Here is a 19,734-nt window from a genome sequence, read left to right on the forward strand (position 1 = left end):
GGATCAGGAAGGGCTTCCGTTGCGCAGGAAGAAGTACGCGTAGCGCTCGTCCAGCTCGTTCTTCGGGACGAGGTGGACGGCGAGCGGCTGCAGGCCGCAGCGGGTGGCGGTCTGCCAGAACGCGTCGATGCCGTACGTGGTCATCTCGGCCAGCCCCGTGCGGTAGGCGCGGCGCCGGGGCCCGGTGCGCCACGAACCGGGGTCGTACTTGATCTGGATCATCGCCAGGCCGTCGGGAGCCAGCAGCTGCCGGGCGATGCGCAGCAGGCGTTCGCCGTACTCTGGGGTGGGGATGAGCTCGAAGACGTAGCAGGAGAAGAAGACGTCGACCGATCCGCCGACGGCATCGAGTGCTTCTTCGGGATTCGCGACGTCGATCGCGACCGGCAAAAACGGCGTGTCACAAGCGGCTTTCACTTGGCGTTCGCATTCCTGCAACGTTTCCGCCGCGATGTCGACGCCGATGAATTCTTCCGCGCGGGGAGCGAAGTGGATCGCGTTCGCGCCACCACCGCAGCCCCATTCCAGAACGCGGTGCCACGGGCCGGTGAAGCCCGCCATCCGGGCGCCCGCGTCGAACAGGTCGAGGTGCTCGCGGCCGAGGCGCGACCACAGGTCGCTGCCCTGGAACACGGACGCGTCGCGCCAATGTGCGTTGGCCTGCCAGCGATCCCCGCTCGGCCGGCGCCAATACGTCTGCGAGTCGGCGGAGATCCGCGACTCCGGCTGGCGGGCGCCGACGGTCGCGAGCACACGCTGTGCGAGCTCTTCGGCACTCGCGGCCACCCGTTTCGCGTTGGCCACGGAAACGTGGTTCAGCAGGTTCCGGAAGTTGGCCGGTTTCTGTCTCTCGGACATGGCGGGAAACCCTTTTCGCCGTCGTTTCGGTTCACTCGCTCAGTCCGAAACCGCCCGGTGAGCGTTACCGAAGTGCCCGAAATCAAAACGAATTCCCAGAATGCCCAAAAACGATTTACGGGACGAAAGGGACTCAGTTCACGCAGGGGACGCCGTCGCCGGTGATCGGCGGCGGGGTCTGCGCGGGCGCGGGGCTCACGTACGCCGCCGGGTGCACCTGCGGCGCGCCACCGGTGCTCGACGAGCCGCTGGAGTCCTCGTAGTCCTTGCCCAGGAACACGCGGAAGTGGTCCTTGTCCAGCGAGGAGTCGGGGCTCACGGCGATGCCGCCGAGCGTCTTCGCGATCTGCGTCGCCTCGGTCTTCTGGCTGTGGCCGTAGAAGACGATCGACATCTTTCGCGTGGTCGCGTTGGCCACCGTGCCCTTGGTGTACCCGGCGGCGGTGAGCTTGTCGGCCACGCTCGCGGCCAGGCCGCTGGTGTCCGACGCGTTGCGCACGTCCACGGTGTACTGGCTCAGGCTCGAGTCACCCGGCGCGGCGGGCGCGTTCGACGAAGGGGTCGCCGGCGTGCCCAGCTGCTGGCGCACGAACTGCTGCACCTGCTGCGGGTCCACCTCCACCGCGTCGCCGTCCGACGGCGTCTTGAGCGAGATGTTCACGACCGGCACGGTGACGAACTTCAGCGCGCCCGCACTCATGCCGTGCAGCTGCTGCGCGAAGCCGACGATGTCCCAGCCGGAGTCGACCACCACGGCCTTCTTCACGGCCGTGATCAGGTTGTCCAGCTTGCCCGGGTCGGCGAGCGTGCCGGCCGACAGGATCGTCTTGGCCATGCTCGCCATGAACACCTGCTGGCGCTTGATGCGGTCGAGGTCGCCGTTGGGCAGCCCGTGCCGCTGGCGCACGAACTGCAGCGCCTTCGCCCCGCCGACGCTCTGCGGGCCGGCCGCGAAGTTCGCACCCGAGTACGAGTCGTGCACGGCCTTGCTCAGGCACACCGGCACGCCGCCGACGGCCTCGCTCAGGTAGTAGAAGCCCGCGAGGTTCACCGCCGCGTAGTGCGTGATGGTGAGGCCGGTGAACTGCTGCACGGTGTCGATCGCCGTCTTGGCGCCGGCCTGTGCGGAGTCCGTCTCCAGCTGTGCCCCGGAGACACCCTGCGCGACCAGCTTGTTCTTCTCCGCGACGAGCCCGTAGGTGTACGCGGAGTTGATCTTGTGCTTGCCGTAGTCGCCGGCGATCTTCACGTAGGAGTCACGCGGGATGGAGATCGCGGTCGCCTGGCCGCCACCCGCGGGGATGTGGATGACGATCATGGTGTCGGTCGTGTCGCCACCGTCGTCGGCGCCGCCCGCGTGCAGCTGTGAGAGCACGTCGGCGGGCAGCGGATTGCCCTGCGCGTCGGTGCGCGTGTCGAGGCCGACCATGAGGATGTTCTGCTCGCCCAGCGGCGGCTGGTCTGTGCCGGTGATCACATCGGCCCTGGTCAGGCCGTCGGTGAGCGACTGCAGGGTCGAATACGCGTAACCGGTGCCGCCCAGCACGAGCAGGGACACGATCACGACCACGACTTGGGCCGCGCGCAGCGGACCGGAGGCCTTGGTGCGACGCATCAGGGCTCCTCTTCTGCAGGTTCTCCGGCATACCGGGGCCCGACGCCATCCGGTGCTCGAAATGCCAACGGTAGCGGCCCCGTTTCCGGCTTCGGCCGGGGGGCGTTTTCGATGTCGTAACGGCAGTGGACAAGACCGGACAAAGGTCTGTACCGGTGATTATTCGGGGTTGGCGCAGAGTGCTCACGCGGACACGCGAAATCGCCGCCGCGGGGACGCTGGGTCCGGCGCGGCGGCGATTGTCCGAAGGGTTCCGCTCAGCGGAGCAACTGGGCCTTGACGTCCGTCTTCAGCACTTTGCCCACCTTCGACCGCGGAAGGTCGGGCCAGATCTGCACGACCTTCGGGGTTTTGACGCTGCCGAGGAGCTCCTTCACGACGGCGCGCAGTTCGTCCTCGGACACCGACCGTCCACTGTGGAGCTGGACGACCGCGGTGACCTGTTCGCCCCACTTCTCGTGCGGCAGGCCCACCACGGCGCAGTCCTGCACGGCCGGGTGTGTCATCAGGGCCTGCTCGACCTCCGCGGAGTACACGTTGAACCCGCCCGTGATGATCATGTCCTTGGCGCGGTCGACGATGTGGAGGTACCCCTCGTCGTCGAGGTAGCCGATGTCGCCGGTGTGGTGCCAGCCGTAGCGGCTGACGTCCTCGGTCGCGGCGGGGTTCTTGTAGTAGCCCGGCATCACGAGCGGCCCGCGCACCACGATCTCGCCGCGCGCGCCGGGCGGCAGCAGGGATCCGTTGTCGGACATGATGGCCACGCGCGTGAGCGGCGTGGGCCGGCCCGCCGAGGTGAAGCGTTCGCGGGCGAGGGAACCGTCGGCGTGGAAGTGCTCGGCCGGCGCCAGGGTCGAGATCATCATGGGTGCCTCGCTCTGGCCGAAGAGCTGGCCCAGGACCGGGCCGATGCGCGTGATCGCCTCTTCGAGCCGCGCCGCCGACATCGGAGCCGCGCCGTACCACAGGCATTCCAGCGAACCGAAGTCCGTTGTGGACAGATCGGGGTGGTCCAGGAGCAAGTAGATCAACGTCGGCGGCAGGAACGTGTGCGTGATGCGATGGCGTTGCACCAGGGCCAGGAACTCGCCCAGGTCGGGTTTCGGCATCACGACGATCTCGCCGCCCAGCGTCAGCACCGGGAAGCACAGCACGCCCGCCGCGTGCGTCAGCGGCGCCAGCGCGAGGTACCGGGGCCGCGGCGAGAACGGGTAGCTCATGAGCGTCAACGCCGACATCGTCTCGACGTTGTGCCCGGTCAGCACCACGCCCTTCGGCCGGCCGGTGGTGCCGCCCGTGCCGACGAGCATGGCCACGTCGTCGGGCGGCGGCACGTCGAACGGGGTTGCCTCGAGCCCGTCGAGCCATTCCGGCAACGACACCGCGCCGGCAATCGACCCGTCGAGGCACACCACCGTTTTCACGGCCGGCAGGTCCGGCAGGATGCGGGAGACGAGCGGTGCGAACGAAGACTGCACCAGCAAGCACGTGCAGTCGAACAGGTCCAGCAGCTCCCTGTTCTCGGCCGCCTCGTTGCGCGGGTTGACCGGGCACCAGACCGCCCCTGCGCGGCTGATGCCGAAGACGCAACCGAACGAAACCGGATCGTTCCCCGAGAGGATCGCGACCTTGTCGCCCGGCCGCACGCCCGAGCGCGCCAGCGCCCGCGCGACCCGCCAGGACAGTTCCTGGACCTCGCCGTAGCTCAGTGAGACGCCGTTCTTCGTCAAGCACGGCGCCGAAACGCCCAGCGAGGCGCCCTTGTCGAGGTAGTCGATCAACCGCACCGCTCGTCTCCCCGGCTCACGCGTGCACGGTCAGCATGGGGTTGGACACGAGCCCGAACGACCGCAGCACCCCGAGCAGCTCCCGGTGCCCGAACGCCTGGCACGCCGACGCGAACCCGGCGCGCCGCGGCGGCTGCTGCAACAGCGAGTACGCGGCATACGCCTGCAACAGGCCCGTCTGCTTGTAGTTGCAGGTCCCGTGGATCACGCAGTGGGCGCGGCCCAGCGGACCGGACGCGTGCACCGAGTCCAGCGACGTGTTCAGCCGCTGGTTCTCCCGCGGCGGCATCTCGTCGCGCACGGCGGCGGCCTGCTCGTGCAGCACCTTCAGCTTCTCCGCCTCCGGCAGGTCCTTCACCTGCTCCAGCACGGCGGCCACGATCATCGGCACGCCCTGCATCAGCGCGCGGTCGAACACGCCGCCGATGGCCTTCACGTTGGCCACGCGCGGGTCGCGCTTGAACCACACCGGGTGCGAGGTCCCGCCCCACGGCAGCGCGAGGCCGGTTTCGTGGTGACCGGGCACGACGACGTCGTGCAGCCCACCGTCGGCCGGCCACTCCTGGTACTCGTTCTGCTCCAGGTAGTACGCCGACGAGAGCGCCGCGTTGACGAGGATCGTGCGGGTCGACGCGACGGTCGGGTAGCCCTTCCAGAACACCAGGATGTCGAGGGTGTCCGGGCCCGGCGTCTCCAGGCAGATGTTCGCGGCGATCTCGCCGGTCGTGTACATCTGCGCGATGCCCGGCGACAGCAGCAGCCCTTGGGCCGCCATGTCGGCGCCGTAGCGTTCCTCGGCCGAGATCAGCCAGTCCTGCTCACCGGTCGTGTCGAGGTAGTGCGCCCCCGACGCGAGACAGGCCTGCACGACCTCGTGGCCGTACTCGCTGAACGGGCCGACGGTGTTGCACACCACCGACGCGCCCGCGAACAGCTCGGTGAGCGGGCCGACCTCGTGGGCCACCTCCACCACCTCGTGGTCGACGGTGTCGAGGCCGGGGATGTGGTCGAGCGACTCCTGAAGCCGCGCCTTGTCGCGCCCCGCGGCGACGAAGGGCACGTTGTACTCGCGCAGGTATTCGCAGATCAGGCGTCCGGTGTAGCCGGAAGCGCCGTAGACGACGACGGGCTTGCTCACGACGGTTGTCCTTTCGCAGAGGTCGCTGAAGTCAGTGGGGTCGGCTCGGATTTCCGGTCACATGCCCATGCCGCCGTCGACCGGCAGCCCCGCGCCGGTGATGAAGCGGGCGGCGTCGGAGGCGAGGAACACCACGGCGTCGGCCATGTCGGCCACCTCGCCGAGCCGTCCCGCGGGCGTCTGCGAGACCACGGCGCCGATCGCTTCCTCGACGCTCGGGAACAACCCCACGTCGACGACGTCGTTGGCCAGCTGGTTGCCCATCTGCGTGGGCACGAGGCCCGGGTACACGCAGTTCACGCGCACGCCGTAACCGAGCTTCCCGGCCTCCATCGCGGCCACCCGCGTGAGCCGGTCGACGGCCGACTTCGTGGCGGAGTAGCCCGCGATCCCGGGGAACGCGATGGTGGCGGCCACCGAGGAGATGTTCACGACCGCCCCGCCGTTGCCGGCCGCGCCGCCGGGACGCATCGCGCGGAACGCGTGCTTCACGCCGAGCGCGGTGCCCAGCACGTTGACCTCGAGCATCTTGCGCACGTGGGCGGGGTCGAGGTCGGCGACGAGGCCGGTGATCTCCACGCCGGCGTTGTTCACCAGCACGTCGAGGCCGCCGTATTCGCCGACGACCGCGCTCACGGCCTGCTACCAGCCCGCGTCGTCGGTCACGTCCAGGCGGACGAACCCGGCCGTGGCGCCGGTCTGCTTGATGGAGTCGGCCGTCGCGCGGCCCAGTTCCTCCTGCACGTCGGCGATGACCACGGTGGCCCCGGCCTTCGCGAGCGCCCCGGCCATCCCGGCCCCCAGGCCCTGTGCCCCACCCGTCACCAGCGCGGTTCGCCCGCTGAGGTCGTACGAAACCATCGACATCTCCTCCTTGAGACATGCGGCGTAGGTCACACCGTAGCCAACTCTGGACAGTCGTCAAGATTTTCTTGGACAGTCGTCAAGAGATTTCCGCGCCGAGAGCCGGGCCGCGCTAGACTCCCGGCGTGACGCAGGCAAAGGAGCGCATCTCGCGCCGGGGCGTGGACAAGTTCGCCCAGCGGCGCGAGCAGCTGGCGGAATCCGCGCTGCAGGCGCTCGCCGAGCTGGGCTACGCCCGCACGAGCCTGCGCGAGATCGCCCAGAAGTCCGATTTCTCCCACGGCGTGCTGCACTACTACTTCGCCGACAAGGTCGAGCTGCTCACCTACGCGGTGCGCAAGTTCGAAGAGGTCTGCGTGACGCGCTACGACGACGTCGTGGCTGAGGCGAACACCGCCGAGGAGCTCGAACGCGGCTTCGGCGCGGCCATGGCGGCCACGCTGCGCACCGACGCCGTGATGCACCGCCTCTGGTACGACCTGCGCAACCAGAGCCTGTTCGAGGAGTCCTTCCGCGCCGACGTGCTGGAGATCGACGACCGCAGGCAGGCCATGATCTGGCGCGTCGTCGAGCGCTACGCCGATCTGGCCGGCGCCGTGCCGCAGGTGTCCGAGGCGGTCGCGTATGCCACGTTCGACGGCCTCTTCCAGCAGTTCCTGCTCCGGCACCTGGCCGGGCGGGAGACGGCGGCCGCCGAGCTGGGCGAAGCCGTGCCGCGGGTGGTCAAGCAACTGTTCTGCACGGCCTGACGTCGTGTGCTGCCCGGCCGTGTGAGTGTGCCGGGCGATTCCACAGCATCAGGTTAGGATTCCGACGTTCGGTCGGCAGGCAGGAGGGCCAGTGGTCGAGAAAGCGCGCTGCGCAGGGGGCGCTCGGTGACGGCGTCCTCGGCTGAGTTGCCTCCGGAGCCCCAGGAAGTGGTCGGCCCGCTCACGCGCGCGGCGATCTTCCTCGTCGTCCGCGTGAACCCCGGCGGGGAGTCCGCGGCGAGGGATCTGCTGGCCGATCTGGCCGGGCTGCAGCGTTCCGTCGGGTTCCGGTCGCTGGATGGCGGGCTCACGTGCGTGGCCGGCATCAGCTCGTCGGCGTGGGACCGGATCTACGGCTCGCCGAAGCCGGCCGAGCTGCACGATCTGCCCGTGTTCGCGGGCGACAAGCACACGAGCGTGGCGACGAAGGCCGACCTGCTGTTCCACCTGCGGGCCGAGCGCATGGACCTGTGCTTCGAGCTCGAGTCGCTGATCATGGCGCGGCTCGAGGGCGTGGTCACGGTCGTCGACGAGGTGCAGGGCTTCCGCTACTTCGACGCGCGTGACGTGCTCGGGTTCGTCGACGGCACCGAGAACCCGACCGGCCGCGGCGCCGTCGAGGCCGTGCTGGTCGACGACGACGAGGCGTTCAACGGCGGCAGCTACGTGGTCGTGCAGAAATACCTGCACGACATGGCGGCGTGGAACAAGCTCACCACCGAGCAGCAGGAGCTGGTGATCGGCCGGCGCAAACTGTCCGATGTGGAGCTCTCGGACGACGAGAAGCCCGCCGACTCGCACATCGCGCTCAACGTGATCGAAGACGAAGACGGCAACGAGCTCGAGATCCTGCGCGACAACATGCCCTTCGGGCGCCCCGCGTACGGCGAGTTCGGCACGTACTTCATCGGCTACGCCAAGACGCCGTCGATCATCGAGACGATGCTGGAGAACATGTTCGTCGGCTCGCCGCCGGGCAACACCGACCGCATCCTCGACTTTTCGACGCCGCTGACGGGTGCGTTGTTCTACGTGCCCGTGGCGGAGTTTCTGGAAGACCCGACCGTCGCGAGCGAAGCGTCGGACGAGCCCGAGCCCCAGCCCCCGTCACTCAAGCCCGGTACCTCGCTGGGCATCGGCAGCCTGCGAAGGAGTCCCCGGTCATGAACAACCTGCATCGCGAACTCGCCCCGATCTCCGACGTCGCCTGGTCGGACCTCGAGGACGAGGCCCGGCGCACGTTCGCCGAGTTCGCGTCGGCGCGCAAGGTGGTCGACGTGGTCGTGGCCGACGACGCGACGCTCTCGGCCGTGGGCACCGGGCACGTCGAGGGTGTCGAGAGCCCGCTGGCCGGCGTGACCACGCGGCTTCGCACGGCGCAGCGGATCGTGGACCTGAAGGTGCCCTTCACGGTCTCGCGCGAGGCCGTCGACTCCGTGGAGTGGGGCGCGAAGGACCCGGACTGGCAGCCGGTGAAGGACGCCGCGCAGGCCATCGCGTACGCCGAGGACCGCATCGTGTTCGACGGCTTCGCCGGCGCCGGCATCGCGGGCATCCGGCCCGCGTCCTCGCTGAGCCCGGTCGCGCTGCCCGGTGAGGCGAGCGCGTACCCGAAGGCGATCGGCGACGCGCTGGCGAAGCTGCGTTCGGCCGGCGTCGCGGGGCCGTACTCGGTGCTGCTGAGCAACGCCGCCTACACCGCCGCGATCGAGGCGGCCGACCACGGTTATCCCGTGCTGGAGCACCTGAAGCAGATCGTGGACGGCGACCTGATCCTGACGCCGGCGATCGAGGGCGCGTGCGTGCTCACGACCCGCGGCGGCGACTACGAGCTGCACTTCGGGCAGGACCTGTCGATCGGCTACACGAGCCACGACGCCGACAGCGTGCAGCTGTACTTCCGCGAGACGCTGACGTTCCTGGTCAACACGGCCGAAGCCGCGGTCGGCCTGACTGCTTGAGTTCGACCGGGGAAGCCGCCTTGTCCGGGCGGCTTCTCCGGTTGCTCCAAAGCTTGGTTCAGAGCTTTTCGGCCGCTTCGTACAGGTTCTTCGCGTCCGCGCCGAGCGGGGCGCCTTCGAGGCTGAGGGTCTTGGATTCGCCGGTGGTCTCGTCGTAGTCGAGCTCGCCGCGGCTGGTGACCGAGAAGATCTCGCCGCTGCCGGTCCAGCGGTTGAAGCCGTCGAGCCACGGGCCGCCGCTGGAACCGCCGGCCATGTCGCACGTGGACATCCAGTGGTCGAACTCGGCCGGGTCCTGGTGCGTGGGCAGGTCGCACCACATCAGCGCTTCCCCGAAGTACGCCTTCGAACCGGGGTAGCCGACGATCGCGGCCTGCGTGGTTCCCTGGTGGTCGAAGGAAATCCGCTGCGTGCCCGCGACCTGGGCGACGTGCCGCCCCTGCTGCCGGTCGAGCACGACCATGGCGACGTCGGGTTCGCTGCCGGTGGTGTACGAGTGGCGGAAGGCGAGCGCGCGCGTCGCGAACACTCCGTGCGGGCGGCGGCCCTGGTCGTAGCCGGGCACGAACACGGAGTTCTTGATCGGGATCACCTGGTCTTCGCGGTTCAGCCCGGCGTACGCGCAGTGCCCGGCCGTCACGAGGACGTCGCCGCTCGTGCTCGGCACGGCGGTGGCGGTGCACCAGCTGTCCTGCGGCGCCTCGCCGGGCGGGACCTCGGTGAAGAACAGCCGTCCGACGCCCTGCGGCCCCGGCCCGGACCAGCGCTTCGCCACCTGTTCCACACGATCGATCGTGTCGGCCCCGGCGGCCTTCATCTTCTCGGGCGTCCAGTACGCGAGCGCGGCCGCTCGATCGGCGGGGCTGAAGGCGGTCACGTCGTTCTCACCGGCGGCCGAGGCGGCGGTGGTCGCTGTGGCGGACGCGGCCACCACGGCCGCGAGGGTCACCAGGGCGCGGCGGATCGTCAAGATCATCATGACCAGGAGACGGCCGGGGGCGCGGGCGGTTCCGACCCGGTCCGGTGAATTGCCCGGTCGTACTAGCCCGGGGTGCCGTCGAGGGCGTCGAGGACCTTCTCGCACGTCGCGGTGAAGCGGGCGGCTTCGGTGGGCGAGACGACGTCGAAGAAAAGCTTGCGGACCTGCGCCACATGGGCGGGGGCGGCGTCGACGATGGCCTGGTGCCCCGCGGGCGTGAGGCAGAACTCGGGGGAGCGCGCGTTGTCCGTCGCCTCGCGGCAGACGAGGCCGCGACGCTCCATGCGCTTGAGGTGGTGGGAGAGCCGGCTTTTCTCCCATTCGGTGGACTCGACGAGCTCGTACGCGCGCATCCGCTCGTCCGGGGCTTCCGACAGGGTGACCAGGATCGTGTAGTCGGCGCCGGAGAGGCCGAACTCGTCCTGCAGGTGGCGGGTGAGCGCGTGGTCGAGGCGCCGGCTCATCTCGAGGAAAGCGCGCCAGGCACGCTGCTCGCCGTCGCCGAGCCAGCGCGGTTCTGTCATGAGGGGCGATCGTACCGGGGCCGGTTTCGCGTCAGCGCGGGCAACGCGGCCAGCAATGCGAGGCCGCGCACCACGCCGGCGACGGGGTAGGGGGCGCGCAGCCCGAAGGTCGCGGCGAGGAAACCGCCGGTCAGCGTGCCGAGCGGGATGAGGCCCCAGCCGAGGAGTTTGTAGACGCTGGTGACGCGCCCGAGCAGCGGCGCCGGCACGAGGTCCTGGCGCAGGCTGACGGTGACGACGTTCCAGAGCGTGGTGACGAAACCGTTGAGGGCCAGGAAACCGCCGAGGACCACGGCGTTCGGGCTGAGGCCGATGGCGCCGAAGACCGCGGCGTTCGCGGCGAGGCTGGTGATGAGGGCGCGGTGCGGGCCGATTTTCGCGACGACCCGGGCGTTGACCAGGCCACCGGCGACGCTCCCGACGGCCGCGGCCGCGAGCAGCACGCCGTAGCCGCCGGGGCTGACGTGGAGGGTTTCGGTGGCGAGCAGGACGAGGGTCGCCGTGGCGAGCTGGCCGCAGAAGGTGTTGACGCCCAGGAGGATCGCGAGCGTCCGCAGCAGCCGGTGGTGCGCGAGCCAACGAAGGCCTTCGACGATCGGGGCTTTCCGCGTGGCTTGGTGCGTGCGGCGAGGCAGCTTCGCGACGAGCGCGGCGGACGCGGCGAAGGACACCGCGTCGAGCCCGAACGGGAGCGCGGCCGCGACGGCGAACAACGCGCTGCCCAGCGGCGGACCGGCGAACTGGACGCCCACCGTCTTCACGACCTGGAGGGAACCGTTGGCCTTGTGCAGCAACGGTTTCGGGACGACGTCGGGCAGGAAGGCCTGTGCAGCCGTGCCGAACACGACGTCGCCGGCGCCGAGGGCGACGGCCGTGACGACCAGCAGCGCGACCGTCGCCTGGTGGCCGGCGACGAGCAGCGCGACGGCACCCGCGACCGCGGCCTGCGCGAGCTGGGCGCGCGTCATGAGCCGGACGCGGTCGTGCCGGTCGGCCCAGGCACCCGCGGGCAACGTGAGCAGCAACCACGGCACGTACTCGGCGGCGGCCACGAGCGAAACCAGCTGCGGATCACGCGTGACGCTGACGGCCACCAGGGGCATGGCCGTGACGAAGGCGCCGTTGCCGACGTTGTCGATCCCGTTGGCCCACCACAGCTTCCGGTACCCCGGCGGCAGTTTCGTCACGACCGGGATCCTGGCGGCTTTGCCGCCGGTGGCGACATGATTTAGCCGAGTGCTACATACTCGGTGACGTGGCGGATCTCGTCGAGGTGGGCGTCGCCGAGCTGGCGGCGACGCGGTTCGCCGTGTCGCCGTTGTCGGAGACCGTGGCGGCGTTGCTGCAGGTCATGGGACGCACCCGGGCGCCGCTGAACCAGCCGTGGTTGCGGTGGGTCGCCGACGAGCTCGCGCGCGAGCCGCTCGACGTGCCGCTGGCCTGGGCCTTGCTGACCGCCAAGGGGCTGGGCTGGCCGAACTTCCTCGTCCCCGCCCCGGCGAACGCGGCCAGCACGATCGACGACGATCTCGCCCTGCTCCGGCGCACCACGGCGCGGCAGGTGCGGGCGAGCATCTCGCGCGTTTTCGGAGACGATCCGCCACCGGTCGTCGCGGAGCTCGCGGCGCGTCCGGCGGCGGGGTTGCGGGTGCTCGCGGACGAGCTGCGTGTGGCGTTCGAACGGCTGGTGGCGCCGTTCTGGCCGCGGATCCGGGCCGTGCTGGACGCCGACGTCGCCCACCGGGCGCGGCAGCTGACCGCCGGTGGCGCGGAACGGCTGTTCGCCGATCTGCATCCCGAGCTGAGCTGGTCGGCCGGGTGGTTGCGCCTGTCCGGGACGGGCCGCGACGTGGTCGTCAACCGGGGGCCCGGTGGCCTGGTGCTGATGCCGGTCGTGCTCGGTTCGCCCGACGTGCTGATCAAGCGCAACACCGCCACGCAGACCACCGTGCGGTATCCGGCGCGCGGCGTCGGTGCACTGTGGACGGTCGGCGCCGCGCCGGCCGGCGACGCCCTGGTCCGCCTGCTGGGCCGGGCGCGGGCCGAGCTGCTGGAGGCCTTGCGGTCGCCGGCGACGACCACGGACCTGGCGTCGTCGCTCGGGGTATCGCCGAGCGCGGTGTCGCAGCACCTGCGCGTGCTGCGGGAGAACGGCCTGGTCGCGGGGCAACGGTCCGGGCGTTCGGTGCTGTACCTGACGACCCCGCTCGGCGAGGCGCTGCTCGGCCGGCGCGCTGTTACGTGATCCTGCGCAGCTGTTACGCGGCGCGGACATTCGCCTGACGGTCCGGGGACACGCGCGTCGCACCGTGGTGCGGGTGATCGTCGTGGGGTCGTCCGGGAGTGGGAATGCCTGAAATCCGTGCCAAGTTCGTGCTGTTGCTGCTGCCCGCGGTGCTCGTCGCGGGGTGTTCGACGGCGGCGGCGGAGTGGCCGACGGGCGTCGCCTCGGGCTCTTCCGACCCCGACACCGATCCGGCGCAGGGCGGGATTCCGTCGGGCAAGGAGCTCACGCCGTTCGACACGAGCTACCCGGCCGTGTCGAAGCTGGATCCTCGGCTGCTGAAGGCGGTGCAGCAGGCGGCTACGGACGCGCGGGGGCGGGGGATCGAGTTCAAGGTGACTTCGGGCTGGCGGAGCAAGGCGTACCAGCAGCGGCTGCTCGAAGAGGGGATCCAGAAGTACGGGAGCCTCGAAAGCGCGCGTCAATACGTGAACACGCCGGAGAAATCGACGCACGTTTCCGGCAAGGCCGTGGACATCGGCCCGACCGACGCCGACGACTGGCTCATCCGCCACGGCGACGACTACGGCCTCTGCCAGGCGTATTCCAACGAGCTGTGGCATTTCGAGCTGCTCACGACGCCGGGTGGCACGTGCCCGGCGCCGTTGCCGAATGCGGCGGGTTAGCGTTCCCGGGTGCGGTTTTCGCCGGTGTGGTTTTCGCCGGTGCGGCGGCGAAACGTGTCGATCAGGAAGCACGCGACCGGGTCGCCGCCGCGTTCCGGGGTGCCGAAGCCGGGTCCTGGTGGGGTGACGACGCGGCCGTTCTGGGTGGTGAAGCCCGTGCCGGTGGCCGACGCCGTGGCCGGCACCGCCTCGAACGCCAGCGATCCGCCGATCACGGCCAGTGCCGCGACCCCCTTGCCGATGGTCCTCATCCGCTTCCTCCTCCGGTTCGTGACACCGAGCTTGGCACGCGAATTCGTCACCGGTCAAACAGGTTACGCATGGGGTAATACTTCGGTCAGGTCTTCGGCGCGCAGTCGCCCTCCCGCGACGTTCACTACCTGGTGGACGCCTGCGATCACTCAAGGTTGCTTTCGTGGGGTCAATCCCACTTCGGGCGGTAATCCGTCCGTGGCGTGGGCATATTTCGAGTGAGCAGGCCAGACCGGTGAATGAATCACCGGCGGCCGCGCTCCGCGGCGGATCGTCCGCTCGCGGACAGGGAGGGAGCCACTCCATGACCAGCACTCTTCGCCGGGCCGCCGCCGTCACCGCGCTGGCCGGCGCGGCCGCCGCGTCCGTCGCGTTCCTCGGTGCGGGTACGGCCTCGGCCATGCCCACCGACTTCCGCTGCACCGCGGCTCAGGTCGACACCACGATCGTCGCCGGCGACCCGGGTGCCGGGCAGCGCTACGCGAACGTCGTGTTCACCGCGAAGCCCGGCGAGTCCTGCAACTTCCAGGGCGCGCTGCCGGTCTCTTTCACCGGCGCCGACGGCGTCACCGTCACCCCCGAGGCCGGCTCGTCGGACGCGCCGCTGGTGACGATCGCGAACGGGCAGCAGGCCACCATGCTCCTGCACTGGAGCGGCATCGAGGCGCCCGAACACCAGGTCCAGCCCACCGCCGTCACCATCACGGCCCCCGGCACCACGACTCCACGCGGCGACTCCAGTGACCCGCGGATCACGCTGCCGTGGGACCAGTCGCCGCTGGACGCGTCCGCCGAGGCCCACAACGTCACGGTGGGACCGGTCGTCGCCGCCTGACGCCGGGGCTCGTCGCGCGGCCCGAGGGGTGCTGACGTGCCATGATCGGGCCACGCGGCGTCGACTCCTGGAGATGGCATGACCACCACCGGCCGGCGGGAGGCCGAGCTCAACAGCGGGATCCTCCCCGGCAACGTGCACGTGGACGACTGGGTGATGTTCCTGCTCGCGGTCGTCTCCGTCGGGGGCCTGGGCTACCTGCTGCTCGGGCCCCCGCCTCCGGCGGACCTCGACGCGTGGTTCTTCACCGTCGACTGCGTCGTCTGCGGCATCTTCCTGCTCCACTTCCTCTGGCGGTGGCGCAAGGTCGCCTGGCGCATGGCCTTCCGGACGCGCAACTGGTACGAGGTCTTCGCGATGATCCCGGTCGCGTACCCGCCGTTCGTCGCGCAGCACCACGTGATCACCGGCCTGCTGCTCCTCATCCGCATCGGCCGCGCGGCCGACCGCGCGGTCGGCGAGCAGTTCTTCTACCGCCTGGTGGAGAAACTTTCCGACCCGATCGTCCGCGCCATCAAGAAACCCGTGACGATCGCCGTGCTGGACGAGGTCGTCAAGGTCCTCGAGACGGGCAACTACCCGGAGAACCTCGCGAAGTCCCTCAGCGAGAACAAGGTGGAACTCCGGGCCATCATCACGGAAAAACTCGCCGCCGACCCCCAGCTCGGCCGCCTCCGCCGCCTCCCCTTCCACGACGAGATCGTCCGCGCCGCCGTCGACGCGTCCTTCCGCGTCCTGCTGGAGGTCCTCCTGGACCCCCGCATCGACGACTTCTTCTCCGCCGTGGTGAGGGAAAACCGCGAACAGATCCGCCGCGCGGTTTCCCTCGGTCTGAACGAGGTGGACGACTCCCCGGACGAAGGCCTGCTCCGCACCCGTCCCCAGCGCACTGCGGCACGGGAGTACGATCTCAGCCATCCCCGCGGCGACGGTGCCGTCAACCGCTGAACGAGTGCTGCACGCCCGGGCCCGGTGGGCGGACGGGCGGGAGTACGCTGGAGTCCTTCGTTGTCGTTGCTGCACAAGGGTTGTGTTGGCGCGCACACGGGGTGTTCCGATCGTTTCCGAGGCAAGCTGGGAAGCGTCGGGAGCCGAGTCGCGGGTTGGAGACGTGAACGTGGTGGATAGCGGGCAGCAGGTGCAGCCGTGCCGACGGCAGGAGTGCTCGGAGGACTCGCTGTGGCGCGGGCTGTGCGCCGCGCACTGGAGCCGGTGGCAGCGTGGCCTGGACGCCCTCGAACTCCCCGACGACGACGTGCCGCCGCCGCCCGCGCAGGTGTGGTGGCCGCCGGAACGGCAGGCGTTGCCGTTGAGCAGCCGGGTGCTGCCGGGGTCCTGACCTCGGCCGGGGATCACCGGAGACCTCGGCAGGGGAACAGCCCTGGCGAGCGGGGATCTTCACCTCGGCCGGGGATCACAGGAGACCGCGGCAGAGGAACAGCCCTTGCAGTCGGGGATCTCCACCTCAGCCAGGGATCAGCAGGAATCTCGACGGCGGATCAGTCGCCGGGGATCTCCACCTCGGCCCACAGGCTGGGCAGGTTCACGACGATCCCCTCCTGGCTGCTGCGTGCGATGATCACCACGGCGTCCTCGCCCGTGGGGTTTTCCTCGCGGTGCGGCACGTAGGGCGGGACGAACACGTAGTCGCCCGGTGAGGTTTCCAGGCGGATCTCCGAGGGGCCGTCCGCGAAGACGAACACCGGGTGGCCCGACTGCACGTAGATGGCGGTCTCGGCCTCGCCGTGGTGGTGGTCGCCGGAGTTGGTGTGGGGCGTGACGTGCGTTTCGCCCATCCAGACCTTCTGCGAGCCCACCGTCTTGCCCGAGATGGCCTCGAGCCGGCGCATCCCGGTGGTCTGGTTGGTGTCGCCGGTCAACGAGCCGCCGCGGATGTGGCGCAGCGGTTGGTGCCACTGGTCGGTCATCGGGCCTCCACAGCAAGTTCCATCACGACAAGACGAGCCGGCCCCACCCGCAGCACGCCGTCGTCCAGCGGGACGCAGCGCACGCCGCCGCGGCCGCGCAGGCCGCGGAAGGCGCCGGGTGCCACGGCGACGTTCATCCAGGCGCACGGGTTCGCCGGGCGGCGGGCCTGAAACCGGACGGGACCGTCGCCGCTGTCGAGGCTGAACACGGCTCCCGGACGGGCGCGCGTGGCGGCGAGGTCGTCGACGCGGAAGCCGCGCAGCACGATGTTGCGGCGGGTCAGCAGCGGGTCCACCGGGCCGAACGGTTCGAGCGCCGCCACGTCGAACACCGTCACCGCGGCGTCGCGGTGCGCGGCGTGGTTGAAGTAGCGGTCGCCGACCAAGCCCAAGCCCGCGCGCACCTCCACGCACGAGCGCGACACCGGCCCGGGGTCGGGCCGCGGGCCGTCGGCCGGGCGCCCCTCGAACGCGTGCACCGGCGAGGTCAGCAGCGAAACGATCTCCACCGGCGTGCTTTCCACACCTCGACCCTACCCGCGCCAGGATCACACGCCCTCCGAGCGCATCAGGGAAAAGGACAACCGGGATCAAACGGTGGTAGCGTCTTCCGCCACCAAACACGGGGGAGACTGCCGTGAACTGGTACGACCGCGTTTTCGTCGACACCGGCCGCACCGCCGCGATGTGGGCGGTGGTCGGGTTCCTCGTCACGTTCGTCGTCGTCCGCGGCATCACGCGCCGGATCCGCGCGAAACACCGCAAGCCGAAGGCGAAACGCGGGATGCTCGGAGACATCCACATCGGCGGCGTCCACGTGCACCACCAGGTGTGGGGCATCCTGCTCGTGCTGGTCGTCGGCGCGCTCGAGTTCCGGTTCTCACCCGACGCGCCGTGGCGTGAGGTCCTGGCCGCGCTGTTCGGGGTGGGCGCCGCCCTCGTGCTCGACGAGTTCGCGCTCTGGTTCTACCTAGACGACGTCTACTGGGCCGAAAACGGCCGCAAGTCGATCGACGCCGTGCTCATCGGCGGTTCGCTGGGCGTCCTGTTGCTGCTCGAAGCGTCGCCGATCGGCGAGACGCGCGGGGAGTCGGCGATGTGGTCGTACCTGCTGGGCATCGCCGTGCACCTGGTCACGGCACTGATCTGCCTGGTCAAGGGCAAGCTCGCCACGGGTGTGCTGGGCGTCGTCGTGCCGCTGATCGCGCTGGTCGGCGCGCTGCGGCTGGCGAAACCCGACTCGGCGTGGGCCCGGCGCCGCTACAGCGGGCGCAAGCTCGACCGGTCGCGCCGGCGGTTCGGCGCCCGCTACACCGCGCGCCACAACCGCCTGCTGGACCTCTTCGGCGGAACACCGACCCCGGACCTGGAGGAGAAACCCGTCAGCGGGAACGCGGAATCCGGCCGTCCGCACTGAGCATCCGCTGCAGCCGCGCGCGAGCCATGCGGTGCAGCATCTCGCCGAGCTCCTCCGTCGCGATGCGGCCTTCGAGGTCCCGCCGCGTCGCGCGCACCACGTCCGCCACGGTCGTGGCGGGCACTCGTCCCGAAAACTCGCCGGTCAACCAGACGCCGACCTCTTCGACTGCGTCGTGGCACTGAACGGTCATCGTTTTGCCTCGCTTCTGCTCGTGGGCTGGCCCCGACGTGGATCCGACGACCGGCCCGGCGAGCCATGACGGCAAAACACGAGAAGTTCTTCGGAACAAGAAAAACCGGTGGGGAGCAAGGAAAACGCTCCCCACCGGCCGTGTCAGGCAGACGGAAAATCACCGACTCAGAGCGACCATGACTGGTTCGCGGCTCCCGTGCAGCTCCAGATCTGCAGCTGCGTGCCGTCGGCCGAGCTGGGCCCGGTCGCGTCGAGGCACTTGCCGGAGCCGGTGTTCACGAGCTGGTTGCCCGAATGCGTCCACTGCTGCGCGGCGGTGCCGTTGCAGTCGTAGAGCTGCACCTTCGCGCCGTTGGTGGTGCCGGCCGAGGCGACGTCCATGCACTTGCCCAGCGCCTGCAGCGTGCCGCCGGTGGAGGTCCACTGCTGCGCGTTGGTGCCGTTGCAGGTGTAGAGGTCGACCTTGGTGCCGTTGGCGGAGTTGGCGCCCGCGACGTCCACGCACTTGCCGCCGTAGCCCGTGATCTGCTTGCCGCCGGTCGGCGGCGGAGTGGTGCCGCCACCGCCGGTGATGGCGTTGAAGATCCGCGAGTACGCGTACCCGGTCGCCCGGTCGTAGTCCTGGACCTCCCAGAACGACAGCTCCTGCACGCCGTTCTGCGCCGCGAACGTCTCCAGCTGCTGCGCGTCCGACTGGCTGAACTGCGCGCCGTCGTCGTTGCGGCCGGCGATCGGCGTGAGGCCCATCTTGGCGTAGGCCGCCGACGTCGAGATGCCGTACAGGCTCGCGAGCTGGCTCGCGGCCGCGCGCGCCGACGCGAGCGCGTCGCCCAGCACCGGCTGGCCGTCGTAGAAGTCCATCACCATCAGGTTCACGACGCTGACGTTGAGGCCCTTGTTCTTGGCGTCGCGCAGGATGTCCATCTGCGTGGAGCCGAGGCCGCTCGGGTCGACGGCGAGGGTGTAGTCCACCTGCACGCTCGGGTTCTGCTGCTGCAGCGCCGCGAGCGCGGAGTTGCGGCGCGCGTTGGCCGCGGTGTCCTTGATGGTGTCTTCTTCGATGTCGAAGTCCAGGCGGGGCGTGCCGTAGGTGTTGACCACGTTGGCGTAGGCCGCCGTGAGGCTCGAGGTGTTCGTGCAGGTCTGCGCGATCTCACCGCCGGCGGCGCCGCCGAACGACGGGATCACGTTGCCGCCCGCGGCCTGCAGCGAGCTGATCTGCGACTTGAACGAGCCCACGCCCGTGCCGTTGGCCTCCCACAGCTGGTTGCAGCCGGAGGAGGGCGTGAGGAACGCCAGGGTGTAGAACTTCGTGCCGGTCGCGTTCATGTCGGCGGCCATCTGACCGATGTCGCCGTCGCTGACCTGCAGGTACGGGGCCGAGTAGTGGGCGGGGAAAGCCGCGCCGGCCGCCGGGGCGGCCTCGCTCACGGCCGGACTGACGGTGGCCATGGCGACGCCGGCCAGCACGGGCAGAGCCGCGGCAACAAGCGTTCTGAGTTTCGAAATGCGCATTCCGTGAACTCCAGGGGGACGGGGAGGGAGAATTGCGCGCACGATTACCCGCGTCCGGCCGAATTCTGCGAAAACGGCAGGACCGAGCACGGGCGGGCAATTCCGGAGAAACGGTGGGGGACCGAATTGCCAACCACTTCGTGCGTGTTGTGAAGAAAGTTATACCGGTCGTCCCAGCCCTTGGCAACGGGTTGCGAAGCGATCACA

Annotated in this window: 21 protein-coding genes and 1 pseudogene; 9 read left to right on the forward strand and 13 right to left on the reverse strand. The window is 69.9% G+C overall.

Annotation, left to right across the window (positions count from 1 at the left end; all coding sequences use genetic code 11):
• Positions 1-3 precede the first annotated feature (3 nt).
• The 5 genes and pseudogenes from ACFY1H_RS36140 to ACFY1H_RS36160 form a co-directional block, all read right to left on the reverse strand.
• Complete coding sequence (locus tag ACFY1H_RS36140; protein WP_366588390.1) at positions 4-858, reverse strand: class I SAM-dependent methyltransferase; 855 nt, start codon at positions 856-858, stop codon at positions 4-6.
• A 133-nt stretch (positions 859-991) separates the two neighbouring features.
• Positions 992-2,473, reverse strand: a complete 1,482-nt coding sequence (locus ACFY1H_RS36145) for an LCP family protein (RefSeq protein ID WP_366588388.1) — start codon at positions 2,471-2,473, stop codon at positions 992-994.
• Between the two features lie 257 nt (positions 2,474-2,730).
• Positions 2,731-4,260 (reverse strand): long-chain fatty acid--CoA ligase, encoded by a 1,530-nt coding sequence (locus ACFY1H_RS36150; RefSeq protein ID WP_386954037.1) that lies wholly within the window; start codon positions 4,258-4,260, stop codon positions 2,731-2,733.
• A 16-nt stretch (positions 4,261-4,276) separates the two neighbouring features.
• The gene (locus tag ACFY1H_RS36155; protein WP_386954040.1) at positions 4,277-5,398 is read right to left on the reverse strand and encodes a DUF5938 domain-containing protein; all 1,122 of its coding nucleotides are present in this window, start codon (positions 5,396-5,398) and stop codon (positions 4,277-4,279) included.
• Positions 5,399-5,455: 57 nt separating this feature from the next.
• A pseudogene (locus ACFY1H_RS36160) lies at positions 5,456-6,265 on the reverse strand (SDR family NAD(P)-dependent oxidoreductase).
• 122 nt (positions 6,266-6,387) lie between these two features.
• Here ACFY1H_RS36160 and ACFY1H_RS36165 point away from each other — a divergent pair.
• From ACFY1H_RS36165 to ACFY1H_RS36175, 3 genes are all read left to right on the forward strand, one after another.
• Positions 6,388-7,011 carry a TetR/AcrR family transcriptional regulator gene (locus tag ACFY1H_RS36165; RefSeq protein ID WP_386954043.1) on the forward strand — a complete coding sequence of 208 codons (624 nt, stop codon included), beginning with the start codon at positions 6,388-6,390 and terminating at the stop codon, positions 7,009-7,011.
• A gap of 126 nt (positions 7,012-7,137) precedes the next feature.
• Positions 7,138-8,178, forward strand: a complete 1,041-nt coding sequence (locus ACFY1H_RS36170; RefSeq protein WP_386954046.1) for a Dyp-type peroxidase — start codon at positions 7,138-7,140, stop codon at positions 8,176-8,178.
• Positions 8,175-8,972, forward strand: coding sequence for a family 1 encapsulin nanocompartment shell protein (locus ACFY1H_RS36175; protein WP_366588378.1), 798 nt, complete (start codon positions 8,175-8,177; stop codon positions 8,970-8,972). Before ACFY1H_RS36170 ends, ACFY1H_RS36175 begins: the two co-directional genes overlap by 4 nt.
• Before the next feature lie 58 nt (positions 8,973-9,030).
• On the opposite strand, the gene ACFY1H_RS36180 is transcribed toward ACFY1H_RS36175, so the two are convergent.
• The 3 genes from ACFY1H_RS36180 to ACFY1H_RS36190 all read right to left on the reverse strand — a co-directional run bounded on the left by ACFY1H_RS36180 (position 9,031) and on the right by ACFY1H_RS36190 (position 11,662).
• A complete protein-coding gene (locus ACFY1H_RS36180; protein ID WP_386954050.1) occupies positions 9,031-9,948 on the reverse strand; it encodes a trypsin-like serine peptidase in 918 nt (305 codons plus the stop codon).
• 65 nt (positions 9,949-10,013) lie between these two features.
• Positions 10,014-10,475 carry a MarR family winged helix-turn-helix transcriptional regulator gene (locus tag ACFY1H_RS36185; protein ID WP_386954053.1) on the reverse strand — a complete coding sequence of 154 codons (462 nt, stop codon included), beginning with the start codon at positions 10,473-10,475 and terminating at the stop codon, positions 10,014-10,016.
• A complete protein-coding gene (locus ACFY1H_RS36190) occupies positions 10,472-11,662 on the reverse strand; it encodes an MFS transporter (RefSeq protein ID WP_386954056.1) in 1,191 nt (396 codons plus the stop codon). The genes ACFY1H_RS36185 and ACFY1H_RS36190 overlap by 4 nt, the downstream gene beginning before the upstream one ends.
• 68 nt (positions 11,663-11,730) lie before the next feature.
• Here ACFY1H_RS36190 and ACFY1H_RS36195 point away from each other — a divergent pair, with 68 nt between their 5' ends.
• On the forward strand, positions 11,731-12,720 hold the full coding sequence (locus ACFY1H_RS36195; protein WP_386954059.1) for an ArsR family transcriptional regulator: 990 nt from the start codon (positions 11,731-11,733) through the stop codon (positions 12,718-12,720).
• Between the two features lie 104 nt (positions 12,721-12,824).
• The gene (locus ACFY1H_RS36200) at positions 12,825-13,385 is read left to right on the forward strand and encodes a M15 family metallopeptidase (protein WP_366588367.1); all 561 of its coding nucleotides are present in this window, start codon (positions 12,825-12,827) and stop codon (positions 13,383-13,385) included.
• Here the strand turns inward: ACFY1H_RS36200 and ACFY1H_RS36205 are convergent.
• The gene (locus tag ACFY1H_RS36205) at positions 13,382-13,636 is read right to left on the reverse strand and encodes a hypothetical protein (RefSeq protein WP_366588365.1); all 255 of its coding nucleotides are present in this window, start codon (positions 13,634-13,636) and stop codon (positions 13,382-13,384) included. The two genes, ACFY1H_RS36200 and ACFY1H_RS36205, sit on opposite strands and share 4 nt — an antisense overlap.
• Before the next feature lie 305 nt (positions 13,637-13,941).
• Here ACFY1H_RS36205 and ACFY1H_RS36210 point away from each other — a divergent pair, with 305 nt between their 5' ends.
• The 3 genes from ACFY1H_RS36210 to ACFY1H_RS36220 all read left to right on the forward strand — a co-directional run bounded on the left by ACFY1H_RS36210 (position 13,942) and on the right by ACFY1H_RS36220 (position 15,811).
• On the forward strand, positions 13,942-14,472 hold the full coding sequence (locus tag ACFY1H_RS36210; protein ID WP_366588362.1) for a DUF4232 domain-containing protein: 531 nt from the start codon (positions 13,942-13,944) through the stop codon (positions 14,470-14,472).
• Between the two features lie 78 nt (positions 14,473-14,550).
• The gene (locus tag ACFY1H_RS36215) at positions 14,551-15,420 is read left to right on the forward strand and encodes an ion transporter (RefSeq protein WP_386954062.1); all 870 of its coding nucleotides are present in this window, start codon (positions 14,551-14,553) and stop codon (positions 15,418-15,420) included.
• A gap of 163 nt (positions 15,421-15,583) precedes the next feature.
• Complete coding sequence (locus ACFY1H_RS36220; protein WP_285972495.1) at positions 15,584-15,811, forward strand: hypothetical protein; 228 nt, start codon at positions 15,584-15,586, stop codon at positions 15,809-15,811.
• A gap of 160 nt (positions 15,812-15,971) precedes the next feature.
• Here the strand turns inward: ACFY1H_RS36220 and ACFY1H_RS36225 are convergent, their stop codons facing one another.
• Together ACFY1H_RS36225 and ACFY1H_RS36230 are read right to left on the reverse strand one after the other, a co-directional pair.
• Positions 15,972-16,400, reverse strand: coding sequence for a cupin domain-containing protein (locus tag ACFY1H_RS36225; protein ID WP_366588357.1), 429 nt, complete (start codon positions 16,398-16,400; stop codon positions 15,972-15,974).
• On the reverse strand, positions 16,397-16,924 hold the full coding sequence (locus ACFY1H_RS36230) for a molybdenum cofactor biosysynthesis protein (protein ID WP_386954066.1): 528 nt from the start codon (positions 16,922-16,924) through the stop codon (positions 16,397-16,399). Before ACFY1H_RS36230 ends, ACFY1H_RS36225 begins: the two co-directional genes overlap by 4 nt.
• 113 nt (positions 16,925-17,037) lie before the next feature.
• On the opposite strand from ACFY1H_RS36230, the gene ACFY1H_RS36235 reads away from it, so the two are divergent.
• Positions 17,038-17,817 carry a hypothetical protein gene (locus ACFY1H_RS36235; RefSeq protein WP_386954069.1) on the forward strand — a complete coding sequence of 260 codons (780 nt, stop codon included), beginning with the start codon at positions 17,038-17,040 and terminating at the stop codon, positions 17,815-17,817.
• Here the strand turns inward: ACFY1H_RS36235 and ACFY1H_RS36240 are convergent.
• Both ACFY1H_RS36240 and ACFY1H_RS36245 read right to left on the reverse strand, forming a co-directional pair.
• Positions 17,783-18,010: a hypothetical protein gene (locus tag ACFY1H_RS36240; RefSeq protein WP_364172339.1), complete on the reverse strand. Its 228-nt coding sequence runs from the start codon at positions 18,008-18,010 to the stop codon at positions 17,783-17,785. The two genes, ACFY1H_RS36235 and ACFY1H_RS36240, sit on opposite strands and share 35 nt — an antisense overlap.
• Before the next feature lie 167 nt (positions 18,011-18,177).
• Positions 18,178-19,527 (reverse strand): ricin-type beta-trefoil lectin domain protein, encoded by a 1,350-nt coding sequence (locus ACFY1H_RS36245; RefSeq protein WP_366588350.1) that lies wholly within the window; start codon positions 19,525-19,527, stop codon positions 18,178-18,180.
• Between the last annotated feature and the right edge of the window lie 207 nt (positions 19,528-19,734).

Source organism: Amycolatopsis sp. NPDC001319 (assembly GCF_042896185.1).
Lineage (GTDB): Bacteria > Actinomycetota > Actinomycetes > Mycobacteriales > Pseudonocardiaceae > Amycolatopsis.

Bases quoted from the DNA above. Each gene is read 5' to 3' on its own strand.
- ACFY1H_RS36140 (WP_366588390.1), bottom strand. From the start codon at position 858: ATGTCCGAGAGACAGAAACCGGCCAACTTCCGGAACCTGCTGAACCAC.
- ACFY1H_RS36145 (WP_366588388.1), bottom strand. From the start codon at position 2,473: ATGCGTCGCACCAAGGCCTCCGGTCCGCTGCGCGCGGCCCAAGTCGTG.
- ACFY1H_RS36175 (WP_366588378.1), top strand. From the start codon at position 8,175: ATGAACAACCTGCATCGCGAACTCGCCCCGATCTCCGACGTCGCCTGG.
- ACFY1H_RS36180 (WP_386954050.1), bottom strand. From the start codon at position 9,948: ATGATCTTGACGATCCGCCGCGCCCTGGTGACCCTCGCGGCCGTGGTG.
- ACFY1H_RS36185 (WP_386954053.1), bottom strand. From the start codon at position 10,475: ATGACAGAACCGCGCTGGCTCGGCGACGGCGAGCAGCGTGCCTGGCGC.
- ACFY1H_RS36200 (WP_366588367.1), top strand. From the start codon at position 12,825: ATGCCTGAAATCCGTGCCAAGTTCGTGCTGTTGCTGCTGCCCGCGGTG.
- ACFY1H_RS36205 (WP_366588365.1), bottom strand. From the start codon at position 13,636: ATGAGGACCATCGGCAAGGGGGTCGCGGCACTGGCCGTGATCGGCGGA.
- ACFY1H_RS36210 (WP_366588362.1), top strand. From the start codon at position 13,942: ATGACCAGCACTCTTCGCCGGGCCGCCGCCGTCACCGCGCTGGCCGGC.
- ACFY1H_RS36215 (WP_386954062.1), top strand. From the start codon at position 14,551: ATGACCACCACCGGCCGGCGGGAGGCCGAGCTCAACAGCGGGATCCTC.
- ACFY1H_RS36225 (WP_366588357.1), bottom strand. From the start codon at position 16,400: ATGACCGACCAGTGGCACCAACCGCTGCGCCACATCCGCGGCGGCTCG.
- ACFY1H_RS36240 (WP_364172339.1), bottom strand. From the start codon at position 18,010: ATGACCGTTCAGTGCCACGACGCAGTCGAAGAGGTCGGCGTCTGGTTG.
- ACFY1H_RS36245 (WP_366588350.1), bottom strand. From the start codon at position 19,527: ATGCGCATTTCGAAACTCAGAACGCTTGTTGCCGCGGCTCTGCCCGTG.